The sequence below is a fragment of the Faecalibacterium sp. I3-3-89 genome, from assembly GCF_023347275.1.
GTDB classification, from domain to species: domain Bacteria; phylum Bacillota; class Clostridia; order Oscillospirales; family Ruminococcaceae; genus Faecalibacterium; species Faecalibacterium butyricigenerans.
Genome location: NZ_CP094468.1, coordinates 2055341 through 2076449, shown reverse-complemented (window position 1 = coordinate 2076449; position 21109 = coordinate 2055341). Strand labels below are relative to the sequence as shown.

Annotated in this window: 19 protein-coding genes and 3 pseudogenes; 14 read left to right on the top strand and 8 right to left on the bottom strand. The window is 55.2% G+C overall.

Going from position 1 to position 21109, the window contains the following annotated elements; genetic code table 11:
- Nucleotides 1-10 precede the first annotated feature (10 nt).
- The 12 genes and pseudogenes from trxA to trxB all read left to right on the top strand — a co-directional run bounded on the left by trxA (nucleotide 11) and on the right by trxB (nucleotide 14008).
- On the top strand, nucleotides 11-331 hold the full coding sequence (gene trxA, locus MTP38_RS09985) for a thioredoxin (protein WP_249233488.1): 321 nt from the start codon (nucleotides 11-13) through the stop codon (nucleotides 329-331).
- The gene (locus tag MTP38_RS09980) at nucleotides 328-2022 is read left to right on the top strand and encodes an FAD-dependent oxidoreductase (RefSeq protein ID WP_249233487.1); all 1695 of its coding nucleotides are present in this window, start codon (nucleotides 328-330) and stop codon (nucleotides 2020-2022) included. Before trxA ends, MTP38_RS09980 begins: the two co-directional genes overlap by 4 nt.
- The gene (locus MTP38_RS09975) at nucleotides 2019-2690 is read left to right on the top strand and encodes a GTP pyrophosphokinase (RefSeq protein WP_249233486.1); all 672 of its coding nucleotides are present in this window, start codon (nucleotides 2019-2021) and stop codon (nucleotides 2688-2690) included. The genes MTP38_RS09980 and MTP38_RS09975 overlap by 4 nt, the downstream gene beginning before the upstream one ends.
- A gap of 342 nt (nucleotides 2691-3032) precedes the next feature.
- A complete protein-coding gene (locus MTP38_RS09970; RefSeq protein ID WP_015553424.1) occupies nucleotides 3033-3464 on the top strand; it encodes an RrF2 family transcriptional regulator in 432 nt (143 codons plus the stop codon).
- A 22-nt stretch (nucleotides 3465-3486) separates the two neighbouring features.
- Nucleotides 3487-5400, top strand: a complete 1914-nt coding sequence (locus MTP38_RS09965; protein ID WP_005946387.1) for an acyl-CoA dehydrogenase family protein — start codon at nucleotides 3487-3489, stop codon at nucleotides 5398-5400.
- Between the two features lie 23 nt (nucleotides 5401-5423).
- Nucleotides 5424-6635: an FprA family A-type flavoprotein gene (locus MTP38_RS09960; protein ID WP_005946385.1), complete on the top strand. Its 1212-nt coding sequence runs from the start codon at nucleotides 5424-5426 to the stop codon at nucleotides 6633-6635.
- 165 nt (nucleotides 6636-6800) lie between these two features.
- On the top strand, nucleotides 6801-9317 hold the full coding sequence (locus tag MTP38_RS09955) for a ribonucleoside-diphosphate reductase subunit alpha (RefSeq protein WP_249233485.1): 2517 nt from the start codon (nucleotides 6801-6803) through the stop codon (nucleotides 9315-9317).
- A gap of 10 nt (nucleotides 9318-9327) precedes the next feature.
- Nucleotides 9328-10371, top strand: coding sequence for a ribonucleotide-diphosphate reductase subunit beta (locus MTP38_RS09950; protein WP_005946381.1), 1044 nt, complete (start codon nucleotides 9328-9330; stop codon nucleotides 10369-10371).
- A gap of 34 nt (nucleotides 10372-10405) precedes the next feature.
- A complete protein-coding gene (locus MTP38_RS09945) occupies nucleotides 10406-11269 on the top strand; it encodes a nitroreductase family protein (RefSeq protein ID WP_097777347.1) in 864 nt (287 codons plus the stop codon).
- 128 nt (nucleotides 11270-11397) lie between these two features.
- Nucleotides 11398-12579, top strand: coding sequence for an FprA family A-type flavoprotein (locus MTP38_RS09940; protein ID WP_249233484.1), 1182 nt, complete (start codon nucleotides 11398-11400; stop codon nucleotides 12577-12579).
- Between the two features lie 161 nt (nucleotides 12580-12740).
- A pseudogene (locus MTP38_RS09935) lies at nucleotides 12741-13064 on the top strand (thioredoxin family protein).
- Nucleotides 13065-13078: 14 nt separating this feature from the next.
- Nucleotides 13079-14008, top strand: a complete 930-nt coding sequence (trxB, locus tag MTP38_RS09930; RefSeq protein ID WP_249233483.1) for a thioredoxin-disulfide reductase — start codon at nucleotides 13079-13081, stop codon at nucleotides 14006-14008.
- Between the two features lie 500 nt (nucleotides 14009-14508).
- Here trxB and MTP38_RS09925 read toward each other — a convergent pair whose 3' ends face one another.
- Nucleotides 14509-15846, bottom strand: a complete 1338-nt coding sequence (locus tag MTP38_RS09925) for an FMN-binding protein (protein ID WP_249233482.1) — start codon at nucleotides 15844-15846, stop codon at nucleotides 14509-14511.
- Between the two features lie 233 nt (nucleotides 15847-16079).
- Nucleotides 16080-16202 (bottom strand): annotated as a pseudogene (locus MTP38_RS09920) (sugar kinase); the annotation flags it as partial.
- Here MTP38_RS09920 and MTP38_RS09915 point away from each other — a divergent pair.
- A complete protein-coding gene (locus tag MTP38_RS09915; protein ID WP_249233481.1) occupies nucleotides 16195-16833 on the top strand; it encodes a hypothetical protein in 639 nt (212 codons plus the stop codon). The pseudogene MTP38_RS09920 and the gene MTP38_RS09915 sit on opposite strands and share 8 nt — an antisense overlap.
- On the opposite strand, the gene MTP38_RS09910 is transcribed toward MTP38_RS09915, so the two are convergent.
- The 6 genes and pseudogenes from MTP38_RS09910 to MTP38_RS09885 form a co-directional block, all read right to left on the bottom strand.
- A complete protein-coding gene (locus MTP38_RS09910; RefSeq protein ID WP_249233480.1) occupies nucleotides 16830-17681 on the bottom strand; it encodes a PepSY domain-containing protein in 852 nt (283 codons plus the stop codon). The genes MTP38_RS09915 and MTP38_RS09910 overlap by 4 nt on opposite strands.
- A gap of 171 nt (nucleotides 17682-17852) precedes the next feature.
- On the bottom strand, nucleotides 17853-18056 hold the full coding sequence (locus tag MTP38_RS09905) for a transposon-transfer assisting family protein (RefSeq protein ID WP_154244646.1): 204 nt from the start codon (nucleotides 18054-18056) through the stop codon (nucleotides 17853-17855).
- Entirely contained in the window at nucleotides 18046-18561 is a 516-nt protein-coding gene (locus tag MTP38_RS09900) for a YodL domain-containing protein (protein WP_249233479.1), read from the bottom strand. Before MTP38_RS09900 ends, MTP38_RS09905 begins: the two co-directional genes overlap by 11 nt.
- An 8-nt stretch (nucleotides 18562-18569) precedes the next feature.
- Nucleotides 18570-19457: an LPD16 domain-containing protein gene (locus MTP38_RS09895; protein WP_249233478.1), complete on the bottom strand. Its 888-nt coding sequence runs from the start codon at nucleotides 19455-19457 to the stop codon at nucleotides 18570-18572.
- A pseudogene (locus MTP38_RS09890) lies at nucleotides 19457-20236 on the bottom strand (replication initiator protein A). Before MTP38_RS09890 ends, MTP38_RS09895 begins: the two are co-directional and overlap by 1 nt.
- 125 nt (nucleotides 20237-20361) lie before the next feature.
- Nucleotides 20362-20790, bottom strand: coding sequence for a helix-turn-helix domain-containing protein (locus MTP38_RS09885; RefSeq protein WP_249233477.1), 429 nt, complete (start codon nucleotides 20788-20790; stop codon nucleotides 20362-20364).
- Nucleotides 20791-20803: 13 nt separating this feature from the next.
- On the opposite strand from MTP38_RS09885, the gene MTP38_RS09880 reads away from it, so the two are divergent.
- Entirely contained in the window at nucleotides 20804-21046 is a 243-nt protein-coding gene (locus MTP38_RS09880; RefSeq protein ID WP_249233476.1) for a hypothetical protein, read from the top strand.
- Nucleotides 21047-21109 lie beyond the last annotated feature (63 nt).

The window sequence follows — 21109 nt, the reverse complement described above, 5'->3', positions numbered from 1 at the left end:
AGCCTTTCTCATGGCTGAACTGAAAATTACCGCTGCGAATTTTGAAAATGAGGTACTGCATTCCGACAAGCCCGTCCTGCTGGATTTCTATGCGGACTGGTGCGGACCGTGCAAAATGCTCTCTTCCGTACTGCATGAGCTTGCCGAAGAAAAAAGCGGTACGCTCAAGGTGGGCAAGGTCAACGTGGACGAGCAGATGGAGCTGGCAATGCGTTTTCAAGTATCCAGTATCCCGATGCTGGTCGTATTCAAGGATGGAAAGGCCGTTGCCAAATCGGTCGGCTATCGGCCTAAGTCGGAGATCGCCGCAATGGTGGAGGGCGTGAAATGAAGGTCGTAATTGTAGGCGGCGTGGCGGGCGGTGCTTCTGCTGCTGCCCGCATCCGCCGTTTGGATGAACACGCGCAGATCATCATGATCGAGCGTAGCGGCTATGTGTCCTATGCCAACTGCGGTCTGCCGTATTATGTGGGCGGTGTGATCAAGGAGCAAGAAGAACTGACACTGCAAACTCCGGAGAGCTTCTGGGACCGCTTTCGCATTGATGTGCGGGTACGGCAGGAAGTAACTGCGATCAATCCCGCAGAGAAAACCGTCACGGTCCGCACACTGGACAGCGGGAAGATCTATACGGAAACCTATGACAAACTGCTTCTTGCCCCCGGCGCAAAGCCGACGGTTCCTGCGCTTTCCGGCGTCAGCAGTGAGCGTGTTTTCACGCTGCGCACCGTGGAGGATACCCTCCGCATTAGGCACTTTGTAGAGGATCAGAAGCCGAAAAACGCTGTTTTGGCTGGCGGCGGCTTTATCGGTCTGGAAATGGCGGAAAACCTTACAGAAATGGGCGTTTCTGTCACCATCGTTCAGCGACCCAATCAGCTATTAGCACCACTGGATGCGGACATGGCGAGCTTTGTCCATGCGGAAATGCGCAGACACGGCGTGACTCTGCGGTTGGGGGAAACCGTCACCGGATTCCGACAGGACGGAGATTCCGTGCTGACTCTGTTGGAGAGTAGTGAGCCGCTGCATTCGGATATGGTGTTGCTGGCCATCGGTGTTACCCCGGACACGCATTTAGCAAAAGATGTCGGTCTTGAGCTTGGTATTCGTGGAAGCATCGCTGTCACCGAACGGATGGAAACCTCCGTGCCGGACATCTATGCTGTGGGCGATGCCGTAGAGGTCACCCATTTTGTAACCGGGCAGAAAGCGTTGATTTCGCTGGCGGGACCCGCCAACAAGCAGGGACGCATTGCCGCTGACAATATCTGCGGCGGCAACAGCCACTTTACCGGCTCTCAGGGTTCGTCTGTTCTGAAACTGTTTGGCTTGACAGCGGCCTCCACGGGTATCAATGAAAAGGCAGCGCAGGCAGCAGGAATCGCTTACGACAAAGTCGTACTTTTCCCAGCATCCCACGCTGCCTATTATCCCGGCGCACGGTCAATGGCAATGAAGGTACTGTATGAAAAAGAAAGCCTGCGGTTGCTCGGTGCGCAGATCGTTGGCGGCGACGGTGTGGACAAGCGTATTGATGTACTGGCTACGGCCATTCGCGCAAAAATGACAGCTTTGGAACTGACGGAACTTGACCTTTCCTATGCGCCGCCCTATTCCTCTGCCAAAGATCCGGTCAATATGGCCGGTTTTATGATCGAGGATTTGGAGAGCGGGAAAGTGCAGCAGTTCCATTGGAATGATATTGAGGACTTGCCCTGCGATGGCAGTGCGACGTTGCTGGACGTCCGCACGGAAGGCGAATATCGGCGTGGGCACTTGAATGGATTCCGCAATATTCCACTGGACGATCTGCGGGAGCACTTGGACGAGTTAGAGCGGGACAAGCCTATCTATGTGAATTGCCAGACTGGGCTTCGCAGTTATCTGGCCTGTCGGCTTTTGACGCAGTATGGTTTCAGCTGTTCCCATCTCTCCGGCGGATACAGTTTTTATCAGGTCGTAACACAAGAGCAGCAGACAGCGCGGAGCGCCTATCCCTGCGGAATGGAGAAACTATGAGTGAAAATTTATTTGGCTTGACGGTTGCGGCAGATAAAGGCTTAGATGATCTGCAGTGCCAGCGCCTTTTAAGCGAAAATCGCAGGTATCAGGAAGTCATGCTGCAATACCGATGTGCGCTGAAAGCACTGGAAAGCAGGTTGGAAATTCTAAACGAAGAGTTTTCATTGCAGCATTATCGCAATCCGATAGAAAGTATGAAAAGTCGCTTGAAGTCGCCGTCCAGCATTATGAATAAGATGCAGAAGCGCGGACTTTCTCTGGATTTTCCGACCATGCAGGCAAATATCATGGATATTGCCGGTGTGCGGGTGATCTGCTCTTTCGAGGAGGATGTGTTCTTTTTGGCAAAGTGCTTAAAAGATCAGTCTGACATTGAAATCATCACGGAGAAAGATTATATTTCACACCCTAAGCCAAATGGCTATCGCAGTCTGCACCTGACGATCCGGCTGCCGGTATTCTTTGCGGAAAAAGAGATCCATGTGCCAGTGGAGATACAACTCCGTACAATCGCTATGGACTTCTGGGCAAGCCTTGAGCATACCATCCGCTACAAGAAAAACTTGCCGATAAATGCTGAAGTCGAAACTGAATTGAAAGAGTGCGCCGATTCCAGCAGAGAATGGGACAGAAAAATGGAACATCTACTGCACATCTTAACATAGTGCGTCGGATATAAAATGAAAAGCACGCACTTTGGTGCTTGCCTTGGACTTGCCAGGGATCGCCTCATCCGCCTTGGATGGGCGACCCCTGCGAGCCCCAACCAATTTCTCCGCTTTCTGGTTTTCAGGCATAGTCTTTTCTGCTTTCGGCGGACTGCCACGGCACAGCTTTTTCGGCTTCTATAATTGTAAGGAACATGGCTTTTCGCTGAATGGAAAGCGAAGCTGACCCGGGCTGGGGCGGTCTGTATGAAAGCAATATTTTTTTTGAAATAATCTTGACAAAATTTATCAAGATTGATATGATAGTATTAACAAGCAAGCGAAAAGAGGATGTAGAGCATGATCATCACCAAAGAGACGGACTACGCGCTGCGCATTTTGCGGGTGCTGCTGGACGGGGAGAAGCATTCGGTGGCCGAGATGTCGGAAACGGAATTGATCCCCAATCAGTTTGCCTACCAGATTCTGCGCAAGCTCTCCGCCGGCAATTTGGTGCGGGTGAGCCGCGGCGCTCTCGGCGGCTGCGCGCTGTCCTGCGATCTGGACGCGACCTCCCTCTACGATCTCATGGGGGTCGTGGGGGAGCGGGGCATCCTGTGCGCCTGCATGGAGCCGGGATATGAATGCCGCTGGCAGGACAAGCATGGGCGGTGCGCCATCCACTGTCAGCTGGCGGCCTTGCAGCAAAAGCAGGACGAGGCGTTCCGTGCCGTGAGCCTGCGCAGGCTGCTGACCGGCGGATCCGATCCCCAAGATACAAGCAAGCTGTAAAATTTTAAAAGGAGGTACCCGTATGCTGTTTCAAACCACGTCGGCGCACGAAGAGCTGCGCGCGAAGATCCGGAGTTTTGCGGAGGAGGAGATCAAGCCCCTCGCATTTTTAATGGATCAGAACAATGAGTTTCCCGAGGAGGCTGTCAAGAAGCTGGGTAAGCTGGGCTGGATGGGCATTCCCTACCCCAAGGAGTACGGCGGTGCCGGTCTTGATGCCCTGAGCTACGCCATCGCGGTGGAGGAGCTGGCCCGTGTGGACGGCGGCACGGGCGTAATCCTCTCCGCCCATGTCTCCCTCGGCTCATGGCCCATTTTCGCCTATGGCACCGAGGAGCAGAAGAAGAAATATCTGGTTCCGCTGGCCAAGGGCGAGAAGATCGGCGCCTTCGGCCTTACGGAGACCAACGCCGGATCCGACGCCGGCGGCACGGAGACCACGGCGCTGGATAAGGGGGACTACTACCTCCTCAACGGCGGCAAGATCTTCATTACCAACGCCCCTAAGGCGGACACCTATGTGGTTTTCGCCGTCACCACGCCGGACATCGGCACCCGGGGCATCTCTGCTTTCATCGTGGAGAAGGGCTGGAAGGGCTTTGAGTTCGGCGACCACTATGACAAGATGGGTATTCGCTCCTCCTCCACGGCGGAGCTGATCTTCAACAACGTGAAGGTTCCCAAGGAAAACCTATTGGGCAAGGAGGGCGAGGGCTTCAAGATTGCCATGTCCACGCTGGACGGCGGACGCATCGGCATCGCCGCGCAGGCGCTGGGCATCGCCCAGGGCGCGTTTGAGCACGCGTTGAGCTATTCCAAGGAGCGCGTCCAGTTCGGCAAGCCTATCGCGGCCCAGCAGAGCATCGCCTTCAAGCTGGCAGATATGGCAACCAAGCTGCGCTGCGCCCGGTTCCTCATCTACTCCGCGGCGGAGCTGAAGGAGCAGCACGCGCCTTACGGCATGGAGTCCGCCATGGCGAAGATGTACGCCTCGGACATCGCGCTGGAGGTCACCAACGATGCCTTGCAGATCCACGGCGGCAGCGGCTACCTCAAGGGCATGGAGGTGGAACGGGCCTACCGCGACGCCAAGATCACCACCCTCTACGAGGGCACTAACGAGATCCAGCGGGTGGTCATCGCCTCTCATCTGTTGGGCAGGCTGGGCAAGAGCTCCGGCGGCGAGAGCCGTTCGGCGGCCAAGAAACCCGCGCCCATCACCGGCATTCGCAAAAAGACTATCTTCCGGGAGGGGGATGCTGCCCAGCAGGTGGCCGACCTTGTGGCGGCGCTGAAGAAGGATGGTCACGACTTCTCCGTGGGCATCCCTATGGATACGCCCATCCCGCAGGCGGAGCGGGTGGTCTCCGCGGGCAAGGGCATCGGGGAGAAAAAGAACATGAAACTGGTAGAGTCGCTGGCCAAGGCCGCCGGCGCGGCCATCGGTTCTTCCCGCCCTGTGGCGGAGACTCTCAAATATCTGCCGCTGAACCGCTATGTGGGTATGTCCGGTCAGAAGTTCACCGGCAATCTGTACATCGCCTGCGGCATCTCCGGCGCATCCCAGCACCTTAAGGGCATCAAGGACGCCTCCACCATCGTGGCCATCAATAAGAACGGTAACGCGCCTATCTTCAAGAACTGCGACTACGGCATCGTGGGCGACGTGGAGGAGATCCTGCCCCTGCTCACTGCCGCGCTGGATAGCGGCGAAAAGCTGCCCGCGCCGCCCATGGTAAAGATGAAGCGGCCCACGCCGCCGAAGCCCGCCCCCATCGGCGACCGCTACGTCTGCAGCGGCTGCGGCTACGAGTATGTGCCGGAGTTGGGCGACGAGGACGGCGAGATCGCGCCCGGTACGCTCTTTGAGCAGCTTCCCGCCGAGTGGGTGTGTCCCGAGTGCGCGGAGACGAAGGATCAATTTGTAAAGGCTTGAGGCCGTGAAGGAGGCAAGATAAGATGTATTGCGTACGTAAAGTAACGAACGACCTCTACTGGGTGGGCGCCAACGACCATCGCCTGGCCCTGTTTGAAAACTGCTTTCCCATTCCCCGGGGCGTAAGCTACAACGCCTACTGCCTGCTGGATGAAAAGACGGTGCTCTTTGACACGGTGGACTGGTCTGCCTGCCGCCAGCTTTTGGAAAATCTGGCGTATGTGCTGGATGGCCGCGAGCTGGACTACCTGCTGGTCAACCATCTGGAGCCGGATCACGCCGCCTGCATCGAGGAGATCCTGCTGCGCCATCCCAAGGTGAAATTGATCTCCAACGAGAAGGCATTCATGCTCATGCGGCAGTTCGGCTTCCATGTGGACGGACATGAGTGCATCGAGGTGAAGGAGGGCGACACCTTCTCCTTCGGCAAGCACACCGTCACCTTTGTGGGCGCGCCTATGGTTCACTGGCCGGAGGCCATGGTGACCCTCGACGTCACCGACGGCGTCCTCTTTTCCGCCGACGCCTTCGGCACCTTCGGCGCGCTGGACGGCAAGTTGTTCGCCGACGAGGTGGACTTCGAGCGGGACTGGCTGGACGACGCCCGCCGTTACCTCACCAACATCGTGGGCAAGTACGGCCCCCACATCCAGCTCCTGCTGAAAAAGGCCGGCGGCGTTTTGGATCAGATCAAGTACATCTGCCCGCTCCACGGCCCCGTGTGGCGCAAGGATCTGGGCTGGTTCATCGAAAAATACGACACATGGAGCCGCTATGCCCCTGAAACCCAGGGCGTGCTCATCGTCTACGCCTCTATGTATGGCAACACGGAGAACGCGGCGCAGGCGCTGGCGACGTCGCTCTGCGATAAGGGCATGAGCAAGGTGGCGATGTACGATGTGTCCTCCACTCATGTCTCCCAGCTGATCTCCGAGGCGTTTAAGTACAGTCACATTGTCCTGGCCTCTGTGACCTACAACCTCGGCATCTACCCCGCCATGCATGACTTCCTCATGGATATGAAGGCACTGAATCTGCAAAACCGCACCTTTGCCATCATTGAAAACGGCTCATGGGCGGTGAAGTCCGGTGACCTCATGCAGAAATTCGTCAACAATGAGCTTAAGAACATGACGGTGCTCAACGAGCGGCTCAGCCTCGCCTCGTCCATGGGCACGGACAAGCGCACTGAGCTGGAAGCACTGGCGGACGCCATTCTGGAATCTATGAAGTAACTGGCAGGAAAGCCAAAACCAAGACAACAGACAACAAACAGCCCCACCGCGTCGGCTGCAGAAAAACCGGCTTTCAAAAACAGAGCGGGCAAGCGTGATACTGCGCTTGCCCGCTCTTTGCCCAAAAGGACATGAGAAGTGACCGGAGAAGATGAGAGGATCGAAATGGAGATCAGAAAACGAAACGGGGAGTCTGTTCCCTTTCAACAGGAGAAAATTTTCAACGCCATGAAAAAGGCGTTTGACGGACAGGGCAGGGAGATCGGGAGCAGAGAGATGGATGAGATCCTCGCCACTGTTCTCAACAATCTCTCCGTCACAGTGCCGCTCACCGTAGAACGTGTGCAGGACGAGGTGGAGCGAACGCTCATGGAGCGCGGACACTATGAGGTGGCCAAGGCGTACATCCTCTACCGCGAAAAGCGGTCTGCGCTGCGCCGTGTCCGGCATACCATCGCGCGGATGGTGGGGGATGACTCGCTTGACGAGGTGCTGCGCCGCATCCAGATGGATTTTACCGAGGAAGTCTACTCCCTCGCGGCGCTTCAAATGAAGTTTGAGAGTTTCTGTCGTCTGGGCATGACGGAGGATGAGCGGGCTGAGGCACTGACCAAGGCGGCGGTAGAGCTGACTACGGCAGAGGCACCCAAGTGGGAGTTCATCGCGGCGCGGCTTCTGAACCACTCCTTTCGCTGTCGCAACGCACAGGAATGGGAGGGGCGCGGCGTCGGCGACCTCTATGGCAGGCTTCGCTATCTGACGGATAAGGGACTCTACGGTGACTATATCCTTGCCCACTATACCCACGAGGAGATTGCCATGGCGGAGGACTTTCTCTGCCCGGAACGGGACGAGCTGTTCACCTACTCCGGCCTTGACCTGCTGCTCAAACGCTATGTGATCCAGTCACGCAGCCGCGTGCCGCTGGAAACACCGCAGGAGATGTTTTTGGGTATCGCACTGCATCTTGCTATGAACGAAGGCTCTGACCGCATGGGGTGGGTAAAACGCTTTTACGATATGCTCAGCCGTATGGAGGTCACGATGGCGACACCTACCATGTCCAACGCACGAAAGCCCTACCATCAGCTTTCAAGCTGCTTTGTGGACACTGTGCCGGACAGTCTGGACGGCATCTACCGCTCGCTGGACAACTTCGCAAAGGTCTCTAAATTCGGCGGTGGAATGGGGATGTACTTCGGTAAGGTGCGCGCTGCAGGCAGCACCATCCGCGGCTTTCAAGGGGCGGCGGGCGGTGTTATCCGCTGGATTCGGCTGGTCAACGACACCGCCGTGGCGGTGGATCAGTTGGGGATGCGGCAGGGCGCTGTGGCGGTTTACTTAGACGCATGGCACCGGGATCTGCCGGAATTCCTTCAACTGCGCACCAACAACGGCGACGACCGCATGAAGGCACATGATGTGTTTCCCGCCGTGTGCTATCCGGATCTCTTCTGGCGACTGGCGGAGGAGAACATAGACGCGCCGTGGCATCTCATGTGTCCGCATGAGATCCTCACGGTCAAGGGCTACGCACTGGAGGATTACTGGGGTACAGAATGGGAGAAGCGGTATCTGGACTGCGTCAATGACCCGCGCATCGAAAAGCGCAGCGTCACCGTCAAGGACATCGTGCGGCTGGTGCTTCGCTCGGCAGTGGAGACCGGCACACCCTTCGCTTTCAATCGCGACAGTGTAAATCATATGAACCCAAACGGCCACACGGGAATGATCTATTGCTCCAATCTCTGTACGGAGATCGCGCAGAACATGGCACCCATCGAGCACATCAGCACTGAGGTGCACACGGAGAACGGCGACACAATTGTGGTGACGGCCACACGCCCAGGTGAGTTTGTGGTCTGCAACCTGGCGAGTCTGTCTCTCGGTAATCTGCCGGTGGAGGACGAGGCCTATATGGAACGCACGGTGGAAACGGCCATCCGCGCACTGGATAATGTGATCGACCTCAACTTCTACCCGTTGGAATACGCGCGGCTTACCAATCAGAAGTACCGCAGCATCGGCCTGGGCGTCAGCGGCTACCACCACATGCTGGCAAAGCGCGGCATCCGCTGGGAGAGCGATGAGCACCTTGCCTTCACCGACGCAGTGTTCGAGCTCATCAACTACGCCGCCGTCAAGGCGGACACAGCACTGGCACGGGAAAGGGGTCGTTACGCGCTCTTTGAGGGCAGCGACTGGCAGACTGGCGCGTATTTTGAAAAGCGGGGTTATACCTCCGAAAAGTGGCGGGCGCTTGCGAAAACGGTGGCGGTGCAGGGAATGCGCAACGCCTATCTGCTGGCGGTCGCACCGACCTCCAGCACATCTATCCTCTCCGGCACGTCGGCGGGCATAGATCCAATTATGAAGAAATTCTTTTTAGAGGAAAAAAAGGGCAGCATGCTGCCCCGCGTTGCTCCGGAGCTTTCCATGGATACATGGTGGTGCTATAAGGCGGCGCATCTGATCGACCAAAGCTGGTCGGTACGCGCCGCGGGCCTTCGCCAGAGACATATTGACCAGGCGCAGAGCATGAATCTCTATATCACCAACGACTATTCCATGCGTCAGGTGCTTAGACTGTATTTGGAGGCGTGGAGGGCCGGCGTCAAGACCATTTACTATGTCCGCAGCAAGGCCCTTGAGGTCGAGGCCTGCGAAAGCTGCTCGTCATAAGGAGGATAGCATGACGGAACTGAAGAAAAAGCCCCTTTTTAACCCGGAGGGCGACCCTGATGTGCGCCTGCGGCGCATGATCGGCGGCAATACCACCAACCTCAACGACTTCAACAATATGAAGTACGCTTGGGTCAGCGACTGGTACCGGCAGGCCATGAACAACTTTTGGATCCCTGAGGAGATCAATCTCTCGCAGGATGTGAAGGACTATCCCCGCCTGCTGTCAGCCGAGCGCAGCGCCTACGATAAAATTCTGAGTTTTCTTGTCTTTTTGGATTCCATTCAGACAGCGAACCTGCCTAATATCGGCGCCTACATTACCGCCAACGAGGTCAATCTCTGCCTGTCCATTCAGGCGTTTCAGGAGTGTGTCCACTCACAGAGCTACAGCTATATGCTCGACACCATCTGTTCCCCCGTGGAGCGCAATGACATCCTCTACCAATGGAAAACGGACGAGCATCTGCTGCGCCGCAACACCTTCATTGGGGACTGCTACAACGAGTTTCAGGAGAGGAAGGACGCTCCCACGCTGCTGCGCGTGATGATGGCAAACTATATTTTGGAGGGCATCTATTTTTACAGCGGCTTTATGTTCTTCTACAATCTCTCCCGAAACGGGAAGATGCCCGGCTCGGCGCAGGAGATTCGCTACATAAACCGCGATGAGAACACGCACTTGTGGCTGTTCCGCAATATCATCACGGAGCTGCAAAAGGAGCAGCCGGAGTTGTTCACCGCCGAGAGCGTACAAGCGCTGCGCGAGATGATGCGTGAGGGCGTGGAACAGGAGATCGCATGGGGGCATTATGTGATCGGCGACGACATCCCGGGGCTGAACCGGCAGATGATCAGCGATTACATCCGCTATCTCGGCAACCTCCGCTGGACGAGCCTTGGCTATCCCGCATTGTATCCAGGCTTTGAGAGCGAACCGGAGAGCATGGAATGGGTCAGCCAGTACGCCGACGCCAACATGGTCAAGACCGATTTCTTTGAGGCACGCAGTACCGCCTACGCCAAGAGCACCGCACTGATAGACGATTTATAAGAAAACCAAAGACATCAGAATAGGAGATACTACTATGAATTACAGCGCTATGATTCAAAATCGCAGATCCGTTCACGCATTCCGCGAAAAGGAAGTTCCGAGCGAGGCTATCGGCCAGCTCCGATCCTACTATGAAAAGACCTGCCCCCGTCTTGTCCCGGAGATTGCAACGGAGTTGATCGTCTTGGACAAGGATGCACAGCCGGCGCTGGAGAGCTCAGCGGGCTATAATCAATTTCTCATCGGAGCACCGCACTACCTGCTCCTTATGTCTGCCCCGCATTCCTATGCGGCCATCAACGCCGGCTACATGATGGAAGATCTCGTCCTCAAGCTGACTGAGTTGGACATTGACACCTGCTGGATGACCTTCACCGACAGCGACAAAATCAAAAAGGCACTGTCTCTCGCCACCCCGTTAGAGGTGGCGGCAATCGTTGCCTTTGGCTACGGGGAAAAGACCGCAAAAAAGCTGCGGCTGAATATCCTAAGTATGTCTCAGATCGATGTGCGGGCCGAGCAGCAGTACTACGCGCCCAAAAAAGGCGTGAACGATTTGGTTCACATGGGGAGCTGGAGCAACAAGTCTGGGCTTGACGAGATGATGGACTTCTACGACGATATGCTCTGGCAGTCCTTCTACGCCGCTTCGCTCTCCCCCAGCTATCTCAACCGTCAGCCCTATGGCTTCCTTGTGCAGGATCACAGCATCTATTTGGTGCAGCAGGAGGATGCCTACACCGATAATTTGGATGCCGCATTGGATCTCGGTATTGTCATGCTCCACTTCTCCGCCGTCGCCTCCCAGTGGGCGGGGCAGGTACGCTGGGAACTTTCACCTGCTGCGCCCGACGGCCTGCCGGAAGGACTTCGCTCCGCTGCGGTGTACCACATGTAACGACTCTGGGGGAAGCAAGGCAACGGTAAAATGCGCGACCGTCGATCCGCGGTTGAGCGTATGTTTCGTTAGAAAAGAAGAACCTATCAGTCAGAGTCTGAGTAAGGAAAATAGGAGGTATATTTTATATGGCTATCCAAACGGTAACAGATGCCATCCGCTATGTAGGGGTGGATGATAACACATTGGCACTCTTTGAAAACCAGTACCCCGTCCAGCCTATGGGAGTGAGCTACAACTCCTATGTCATTCTGGATGAGAAGATTGCCGTGATGGACAGCGTGGACGCACGGGCAACGGAAGAATGGCTTTCCAATGTGGCGCGGGTGTTGGAGGGGCGCAGGCCCGACTATCTTGTGGTCACACACATGGAGCCGGATCATTCCGGCAGTCTCATGCGGCTGGCACAAAAGTACCCGGAGATGAAGATCGTGGGAAACGCGAAAACATTTACCCTGATCAAGCAGTTCTTCGGCACAGGTGCATTGTCGGAAGACCGTATGCTGGAGGTTGGCGAAAGAGATACGCTTTCCTTGGGTTTGCACCGGCTGCGCTTTCTGCTGGCGCCGATGGTACACTGGCCGGAGGTGATGACGGCGTATGAGGAAACGGAAAAAATCCTGTTCTCGGCGGATGCCTTCGGACGCTTTGGCTCACTGGAACGGACTGCCCGTGCCCCCTGGGTGCCGCAGGCCCGACGGTATTATTACAATATTATCGGGAAATATGGCGCACAGGTGCAGGCTCTGCTGAAAAAAATCTCCGCGCTGGAGATCAAAACGATCTGCCCGCTCCATGGCCCCATGCTCACAGAAGACTTGGGGGAGTACCTGCGGCTCTATGATCTCTGGTCACAATGGAAACCGGAAGAACCGGAGGGCATCCTGATCGCTCACGCATCCATCCATGGAAATACTGCCCATGCGGCGAAGACCCTCAAGGGTAAATTAGAGAAAAAAGGCGTACAGGTCAACATATGTGATCTCACTGTGACAGATCTTTCCTACGCTGTTGCCAGTGCGTTCTACTGCGGGAAGTTGATTTTAGCCAGCTCCACCTATGACGGAGGACTGTTTCCGCCCATGAGGGAGTTTTTGGAACATTTACGGACAAAGGGATTCCGAAACCGCCGGGTTGGCATTATTGAAGACGGCTCTTGGGCACCTGCTGCCGCGCGGCTGATGCGCACCAAATTGGAGGAGATGAAGGATATCCACCTTTACGAAACGGTAGTGTCTCTGCGTGGTGCATTGAACCAAACCAGCGAAGCGCAGATGGACGCTCTGGTGGCTGAGCTCTGCGCAGAATAAGCTGCAACAAACCGCAGCTATTCTCGTACAGATGATGGTCTTACTCATCTGCTTTATGTCCCAAGGGCAGAGTACCGTCATCTCAGGTTGAGGTCACGATGTGGTGTGGGGCGAGACCGGAGTCTTGAGAATACCCAAACAAAGGAAAGAAGCTGACAGATATGGCAGCTATCAATATGAATCAGGAGCAGTTTGAGCAGGCGACCCGGGGCGAAAAGCCCGTTTTGGTGGATTTCTGGGCGCCCTGGTGCGGCTATTGCCGGAGGATCGGTCCTGCGTATGAGAAGATTGGAGAGGAATAAGTGGACAGCCTCGTTGTCAGCAAGATCAATATTGACGAGGAGCCGCGGCTGGCGGGGGCCGAGGGGATTGAGGTCATCCCAACTCTGGTGCTGTACAGGAACGGAAAGACCGTGGATTCCATCACTGCGCCCGGCTCAAAGGCAGAGACCGACCGCTTCATTCAGGAAGTATTGGCGAAATAACGGAGGGTTCAGATATGAACAACAATCATGTTTATGATATGCTCGTGGTGGGCGGCGGCCCGGGCGGCTACACCGCCGCCCTGTACGCGGCACGGGCGGGGCTGGATACCGTCGTGCTGGAAAAGCTGTCTGCTGGCGGGCAGATGGCCCTGACCGAGCAGATCGACAACTACCCCGGCTTTGAGAACGGGATCGACGGCTTCTCTCTGGCGGAGAAGATGCAAAAGCAGGCGGAGCGTTTTGGGGCACGCAGCGAATACGCAGAAGTCCTCCGCATGGATCTGACGGCGGTTCCTAAGCTCGTGGAGACCAGCGAGGGGATCTTCCTGGGGAAAACCGTGGTGCTGGCCACCGGCGCAGACCCCAGAACGCTGGGCGTTGCCGGAGAGACGGAGCTGTTGGGCCGGGGCGTGGCCTACTGCGCCGCCTGCGACGGGATGTTTTACAAGGGCAAAACGGTGGTCGTGGTGGGCGGCGGCAATTCCGCCGCGGCAGATGCCCTCCTTCTCAGCCGCGTGGCGAAAAAAGTGATCCTCGTCCACCGCAGAGACACCCTGCGGGCCACCAAGATCTATCACGAGCCGCTGGCACAGGCCGAAAACGTGGAATTCCGTTGGAACAGCGTCGTTTCTGCGCTGCTTTCCGGGGACAGACTGACCGGCGTCCGCCTGCGGGACACCGTCACCGGTGAGGAAAGCGTGGTGGACTGCGACGGCGTATTTGTCAGCGTGGGCCGACAGCCCGCCACGGCGCTGGCGGTGGGTCAACTGGAGCTGGACGGCGGCGGCTATATTGTGGCCGGAGAGACCACGGAAACCAGTATTCCCGGCGTTTACGCCGTGGGCGACGTGCGGACGAAGCCCCTCCGTCAGGTGGTCACCGCCGTGGCGGACGGCGCGGTGGCAGTCCACATGGCGGAGAAATATATCGCGGAAAACCGATAAGGGAGGTAGATTGAAAAAGCCATGTTTAAGGTCAGGCCGGATACGACCGCAGTGGGGATGCCGACATATCTGCAAGGCAAACTGCCAGAGTGATGGCAGATAAGATAACCCATGTAAGATCGGGAGATATGTTGTCTCTCCATATCCAGTCCACGCAACAGTGAGCAACTGAGTCAAAACCACCGGCTGAGCCGGTGGCTTGAGTAAGCCCTAGAAGGGCACCTTACCAGCAAAGCCCCTATAAGAGGCCACGAGCAAGCATCTTTCATCTGCATTACCTGCCCTACCGCTCTAACGAGCTATGTTGCAAAGTGCATCTTCTAAGATGACAATTTCTTTGTCATCTCGCTTTGCTCGAATCTTATAGCTAAAGCATTTTCTACTCCACCAGCGGAGCTGGTGGTTGTCGCTCGCTCAAGCTACCCAATAAATAAGCAGCGCCCGCCGGGAGATCTCCCGGCGGGCGCTGCTGTGTTCAGAGGAATGTTATTTTTCTTGCCTTACTTTGCGGCATCCACCAGCACACCAATGTAGCCGGCAGTATCCACCAGCGTGGCACCGGAAACGGCGTCCACAGCCTTTTCATCTTTGCTCAGAGCCTCGGCGTCGGCAATGCTCATGCCGTTCACGTGGTTCTGGATGGCGTCGTAGTTGGCATCCAGCGAAACGGTGGAACCAGCCTTTTCGGCCATCATCTTGCTGTAGTAATCGGCGTTGACCCGCTTGGACATCAGCACCTTGCCCTCGGCGTAGCCTGCGCCGAAGTCGGAATCGGAGTTGGGCACACCGACGACCCCGGCGTCCGAACCGGCAAACTGGAACTCGTCAATGTAGCTCAGCACGATGGTGTCCCCGGCGGTGGCGACAGCGCCGGAGGTGAAGCACTTGGTGCCGTGTGCGGCCCCATAGACCACATTCAGCTTCAGGTCCTCGGAGCTGCCGTTGAACTCCACGGCCTGCGTGGTCTGGGCATTTTTGGCGGCATCCACGATGGCGGAGAGATAACCGGCGGTATCCACCAGCGTTGCGCCGGAGACGGCGTCCACAGCCTCGGCACCCTTGGCGGCCACATCCTCCAGCTCGGAGATGGTCTTGCCGACAGCAAAGTTCTGGATGGCGTCGAAGTTTGCATCCAGAGCGACCGTGGAGCCGCCCTTTTCGGCCATCATCTTGCTGTAATAATCAGCGTTGGCCCGCTTGGACATCAGAACCTTGCCCTCGGCGTAGCCTGCGGCAAAGTCGGAGTCGGAGTTGGGCACGGCGGTCACGCCTGCATCGGCGCTGGTGAACTGGAAATCGTCGAGGTAGGCGGCGAGGATGACGTCATCCTTCACCACAGCCACCGCTTCGGTGAAGCACTTGGTGCCGTGGGCGGCAGCATAGGCCTGACCGATCTGGATGCCGCCTTCCACCGGGACGATGGCGGCGGGTTCAGCGGGGGCTGCGACAGCAGAGTCGGCGGGGGCTTCTTCGGCCAGCTCCACACCCAGTGCGGCGGCAACGGCCTTCCGGACGGCCTTGGTGGTCACCGTGGCACCGGCAACACCGTCGATGGCGGGGCCGTTGGCGGCTACGACCTGCTTGGACAGCTCTTCCAGTGCAGCGCCGCCGATGCTCTCGGTCTCCTGTGCACCTTCCAGCTTGCAGTCGGTAACGGTGCCGTTGGCATCCACGGTCAGGGTGGCAGTGACAGCACCGCCAAAGCCTTCGGCAGAGCCGGTCTTAGTCACACCGGCAGCGGTGGAGCTGCTGCTGCCGCCGCAGGCGGCCAGAGAGACGCCAACAACGAGGCTCATGGCCACGGCAGCGCTCAGTTTGCGGATGATCTCCTGTTTCATGGGTCTTTCCTCCAGAGAAAAATCGGTTTGTGTTCGGCCCCCAGAAAAGGTCATACCTTTTCAAGGATGCTTACAAAAGATAACATATTTTGTGATGTGCTGTCAAGAGATTTTGTCACATACTTCGTGGAGAATGATAAATTGGTGTCAATTTGTGACGCTGACGGCATAAAAAAGCCGGAAACCAACGTACAGCGGTCGGTTCCCTGCAGACGGAAGCGCTGAGGCGAAACTCAACGCTTGATGTCGTAGTTCATGTTCATCAGGTTGCGGATGGAGCTTACATCGTCGGTGATGTTGGCATCGCCGTGGATGGTGTGCTTGATGGCGCTGCTGGCCACGGCAAAGTTGATCATAATCCATCAGGAGCGAGCCGTCAACGATGGCGCGGATGTCTCCACCGTTGTTGTCCCAGTAATCTGCCACCAATTTCCCGGTAACATCGGCAAGCTGCTGGCTGACACGCTCCCCGCTGATGCCGTAGGTCTTGTTCAACATTTCCGAAGCCGCCTGTTTCAGGTCGTCGTTAAACTGCCACACCTCCGGGTCACGGGAATTGCGGCGCACCCCGGTGTCGCTTACGTCAAAGACGTAATGCAGCCGGGGGAATCCGCTGGATTCGTCCAGCAGAGCGATGCCCTTAGCACCCCGGCGCACATAACGGTTCATCCGGTTGTTCCAGATGTCAAAGTCGGCGCAGGCGGTGGCATCCGGGCGCTGGGCGTAGATCATCAACTGGTCCGCAAAGGGGTACTTGTACAGTCGGGATGCGGTGGTCAGGTAGTCCGTCCAGCTTTCCCAATACCGGGTCAAGCCGTTCGCCGTGCGCTGGGCAAGGGCGAGATATTCTTCGGTTTTGCTTGGCATAGCGTTCCTCCCTTCAATCTCGTTGTAAACAAAAACGCGAGCGGCCTTTTCAGGTCACTCGCTTATGGAATCTATGGTAGTTTAATCTTTGTACACAACTACTTCTCCTGTCTGTCTTAACGGACCTTCTCAGCATCCCACTCCATTACGGATCCGGTCGCTGCATCAATCGTGAATTCGTATTCCGTTCCACCGTAGATGATCTTTCCTTCGTATTCCGGACGTCCGTCATCATAATCAAGCTTCCATTCGTAGAGATCCTTGTCCGTTGCTCCGCTTACACGGTCAAGGGCTGTTTTCTTTGCATCTGCCTCACTGACCGTAACGTTCTTGCTGTCTGTTCCCATCGTTTTTTCTTCATATGCGGAGCTGATGATCTCTCCGGTGTCTGTCGCAATCTCATAGTCATACTTTGCACCGCCTGCATACCATTCAATGTCATATACCTGACGTCCGTCTTCATAGTCAAGCTTTGACTTGGTGATCGTTGCATCCGCTGCCTTCACTCCGGCATGCTCCAGTGCGATCTTCTGTGCTGCTGCTTCATCCACGGTTCCGGTACCTGTTGCATTCTGTGCCGGAGCAGGGGCAGCGGGGTCTGTCGTCTCCGTCTGTGTCCCGGAAGCCTGCGCATTCTGTTCTTGGCTGCTCATTTCCATGACAGCTCCTGTCTCTGCATTGATCGTGTAGGCGTAGGCATACTCTCCGGAAGTAAATTCTACCTTATAGCAGGCCACTCCCGCCACCTCACTTAAGGTCGTGGCTGAAATGTCTGCATCTGCCGCTACAATATCCGCTGCTTTTAACGCCGCTTCCTGTGCCTCCTCCATAGGGATCATCTGTGTCTGCTCCTTCGTCTGCTCCTGGCTGCTTTGCTGCGGAATACTGGCTGCCGCATTATATCTGTATCCGGTCAGGGTCATTGCAAGTGCAAATGCCGCTCCGATAAAAATCCATTTCTTTCTCATATTCTTTCTTATCCTTCCTATCAGATTGGAATGTGTAAAGTGTAGCCGATATCCTGCCAGATCACAAGTGAAATTTTTGTGTACAGGGTATATACGATTTGTCGAGTTCAGTATACCACACCGAATCCCATTGTAAAAGAGCCTATGTACGCCGCCCGCAGGCGGCAAATTTCAGTCGAGCGGAAATTCCAGTTCGGCAAACTCTGCATCGGTCAGCAGTTTCAGCTTTTCGATAACGCCCTCCGACAGTTCCCGCAGGGCAGTTTCATCGGGCATCAGGTAGCACTGCATGAGCCGCAGTTCATGGATAAGCCCCAGCCGGGTGCCGGTGTTGTAGAGCATCATCAGGGTCAATTCCTCGTGGTCAAAGTTCATGTTCATCCCTCGCTTTCCGGCAGACGGTAGGATTGCACTCCGGGGCATCGCACTTTTCTTTGAGATTCATCAGCACCGAAGGACGTTCCGGCTTTGTATCCAGAAATCCCGGCAGTTCCTTGAAGCCGATGCTGTCCACATAATGCACAGACACTTCGCCATTGCGTTTGAGTGCGATCACATCGCTGACCGACAGGCTGTGCCCCTCAAAATCCTGCGGGCGGGAGAGGTTGAACATCTGAAATAGTTCTTCCAAAATCTCGTTGTTCGGCACATCCTGCCACATGGTGGGCAGATCGGCATAGTAGGTGACCTCGTAATGCTCCGGGTCGGGCATTTTGCCTCGACGATTCAACTCCCGCATAGAAGCAAATCTTTCATCGAGGATTTTTTCGTCATGCCGCAGCTGCATCACCATATAAACATCGCACCCTGCGTTCAGAAATTTTTGTGGGATGTCCGTCATGGGTTCACCGTCAAAATTCTGGTTCCATTTTTGCTGCATCGTCCACCTCACAGTTCTGGCGCAGAACGTGCAGAGGATTTTGGCGCAGACGTATCACTTGCCAGTTCTGCCAGCTTTTCCAGTGTGGAAGGGCGATGGTCTGCACTCAGTTCCTCGGCTTCCGCAACTTTATCCATGACTGCATCGTAGTTCTGCAGTAGCCGCCGGCCCTTTTCCATGTGGTGTGCTTCCAGAATCTGCTCACGGGCTTCCTGAATGGTCAGTTCCGGGGCATCCAGTTGCCCACCATCCATCACAGAATAATCGCTGTGGTAGAGAGTGTAGTCCCATCCATCCTCACAGGACTGGATGGCAAGGTAGCCTTTGCCGCCCAGTTCCCATGCAGCCTTCTCGTCTTGCGTCTGAATTTCCGGGTAGAAGTCGGCATGGTTCCGTTCCATGACCTCGGCAAACTGGCAGATGTGGAACACATTGCCCAGACCGCCCATGTCAAAGTGATAATCATCCAGATGTTCCACCCGTGCCGTAAAACTGCGCCCATCCGGGTAATCCATCTGAATCACGCCGCCATCGGGAATGCGATAGAGGTCATCATAGTGGCTGTTGATGAGACGAATATCCTTCGGCAGCGTTTCCGGCTCCCAGATGCGCCGTCTGCCGATGCCCGCCTGCGGGATGTTTTCGAGGATCTTTACGCTTTCCTGTTGGATGACCTTACGATCATCGTCCGAAAGTTCAAACAGATACCAGTTCCGGGCGGCAGGAATGGTGTTTTGTCCATCTGGCGGCAGATTCTTTTCCGAGATCTGCCCACTTTCCAGCGGCTCGCCAGTTACCTTGTTATAAGTGGCAAAGCCGACCCCTGCACCGTTTTCCCGGAGATGCAGATAGCGTTCATCGTTGATAAGGTAGACAGCTTCTTTTATCTGCTCCATCAGCACCCACCTTCAAATTCCAGCGAAAACTTGCTGCGGCCATCGGCTTCACAGGACAGCAGCACGGTGGCATTGTAGGTCTTGCCCTTGACGCTCTTGCAGTCCTTCAAGCGGACACGACCATCCCGCAGCAGCTTGCGGTTGGTAGCGCAGGTGTCCACCAACAAATCTACGATCTGATAGATGGTGTCCTCATCATCCGGGCAAAGCCGGAGCAGAAGGTCTATCTCCAAAGACTGAGAAAAATATTCTTCCAGTTGGGTGCGTTTGCTCATCCCATCCGCTTCTTCAGAATAGAATGGATCAGTCTCACTCATTTCAGTATCATTCTCTTTAGTCTTATTACATCGTGATTTTGAAGGGTCTTGACTTGCGTTTTTGAAGCCTCCAGAATCGTGAAAATCACGATTCTGGAATATTGATTTTGACGATTCTGCCTAAAAGTTCTTCACATATACCAAACTTGGCTTTCCCAGACCTCTGCGTTTTCGTTCAATCAGACCAAACTTTTCGAGTTCCCGGAGCAGCTTGGTCGCTTTGTTGTCTGCGCAACACAACGCCCTCTTGACATCCTCTATCGTGAAGATAATGAACACCCGGTTCTGCTCGTCCAGCCAGCCGTTTTTCACGGACAGGCTCATGCGGTCCAGCAGGATACCGTACAGGGTCTTGGCATCGGTTGACAGACTCTGGAACCGTGGCTCCTGAAAAAGAGCCTTGGGAATGCGGTAGAACGAAAATAGTTCTCCGGCTTGTCCGTAGAAGTAGTCAAGGGTCATGTGGCTTTTTCAACATTTTGCTCCAGCTTGTGTTCAAAAAATCGACCGCCTTTCGTTTGAAAATAAAAAGCGCACTCTTTTCTTATTGAAAAGTAGTGCGCTATGTAATATAATGGCTGTATAATTTAGCTATCCAAAAGATAGTCGATGAGATATTCTTTTGGAATCATGAAAGATCGTCCGACTTTCAGGCAGCGAATTCTATGTTGATGGATTCTTCTGATGATTGCAGTCTGGCTTTTGAAACCGAGTAAAGTTGTTGCTTCTTCGACAGACAGCACATCAGGATAGTTCACAAATAATTTTTTATAATACTCTTTTGCTTGATTTTGATTCATTATCCTTGACTTTCCTTTCGTTTTGTGCCTAAGCAGAGGAGCGTTTTGCCCTGCATCCCTCCTGAACATCCCTCCAATTTCCATTTGGGCGGTCCAAACCGAAAAAACAGAGTAGAGAGAAAACGCATCGAAAAATCGTGGATATTTCAAATTATTGCTCGTTGAGGCGTGAATTTTGCCTTTGCACAGTGGGAACCAGATATCACTAGATATCACTGGATGACACCAGATGGAAGATGAGGACAAAAACTCAAAATCCCTTGTGCTAATAACACGTGTGGGTTCGACCCCCACCACCGGCATAGAGAAACGGGTCAGGAAGCATCGCTTTCTGGCCCGTTTGTTTTTACTGGAAGCAAAGCTCCTCCGCCGTGCTTTTGGCCATGTGAAATGGGGCTCTCATCAAGAGAGCTTTCCGGCAGGAAAAGCCATTTTATCGCAGGGCAAGAATTATAGCAGTTTGCGTTTTTAATGCACAAGCAACATCCGCAAACTGCATATCGCAAAGATGCCGTTTTGATAGGCACTATTTTTG

Excerpts from the sequence above, each read along its gene's own strand:
- MTP38_RS09925 (WP_249233482.1), bottom strand. The coding sequence starts at position 15,846 with ATGAAACAGGAGATCATCCGCAAACTGAGCGCTGCCGTGGCCATGAGC.
- trxA (WP_249233488.1), top strand. The coding sequence starts at position 11 with ATGGCTGAACTGAAAATTACCGCTGCGAATTTTGAAAATGAGGTACTG.
- MTP38_RS09980 (WP_249233487.1), top strand. The coding sequence starts at position 328 with ATGAAGGTCGTAATTGTAGGCGGCGTGGCGGGCGGTGCTTCTGCTGCT.
- MTP38_RS09960 (WP_005946385.1), top strand. The coding sequence starts at position 5,424 with ATGTATTGCGTACGTAAAGTAACGAACGACCTCTACTGGGTGGGCGCC.
- trxB (WP_249233483.1), top strand. The coding sequence starts at position 13,079 with ATGAACAACAATCATGTTTATGATATGCTCGTGGTGGGCGGCGGCCCG.
- MTP38_RS09950 (WP_005946381.1), top strand. The coding sequence starts at position 9,328 with ATGACGGAACTGAAGAAAAAGCCCCTTTTTAACCCGGAGGGCGACCCT.
- MTP38_RS09895 (WP_249233478.1), bottom strand. The coding sequence starts at position 19,457 with ATGGAGCAGATAAAAGAAGCTGTCTACCTTATCAACGATGAACGCTAT.
- MTP38_RS09975 (WP_249233486.1), top strand. The coding sequence starts at position 2,019 with ATGAGTGAAAATTTATTTGGCTTGACGGTTGCGGCAGATAAAGGCTTA.
- MTP38_RS09940 (WP_249233484.1), top strand. The coding sequence starts at position 11,398 with ATGGCTATCCAAACGGTAACAGATGCCATCCGCTATGTAGGGGTGGAT.
- MTP38_RS09970 (WP_015553424.1), top strand. The coding sequence starts at position 3,033 with ATGATCATCACCAAAGAGACGGACTACGCGCTGCGCATTTTGCGGGTG.
- MTP38_RS09955 (WP_249233485.1), top strand. The coding sequence starts at position 6,801 with ATGGAGATCAGAAAACGAAACGGGGAGTCTGTTCCCTTTCAACAGGAG.
- MTP38_RS09900 (WP_249233479.1), bottom strand. The coding sequence starts at position 18,561 with ATGCAGCAAAAATGGAACCAGAATTTTGACGGTGAACCCATGACGGAC.
- MTP38_RS09910 (WP_249233480.1), bottom strand. The coding sequence starts at position 17,681 with ATGAGAAAGAAATGGATTTTTATCGGAGCGGCATTTGCACTTGCAATG.
- MTP38_RS09905 (WP_154244646.1), bottom strand. The coding sequence starts at position 18,056 with ATGAACTTTGACCACGAGGAATTGACCCTGATGATGCTCTACAACACC.
- MTP38_RS09880 (WP_249233476.1), top strand. The coding sequence starts at position 20,804 with ATGGAAGATGAGGACAAAAACTCAAAATCCCTTGTGCTAATAACACGT.
- MTP38_RS09945 (WP_097777347.1), top strand. The coding sequence starts at position 10,406 with ATGAATTACAGCGCTATGATTCAAAATCGCAGATCCGTTCACGCATTC.
- MTP38_RS09965 (WP_005946387.1), top strand. The coding sequence starts at position 3,487 with ATGCTGTTTCAAACCACGTCGGCGCACGAAGAGCTGCGCGCGAAGATC.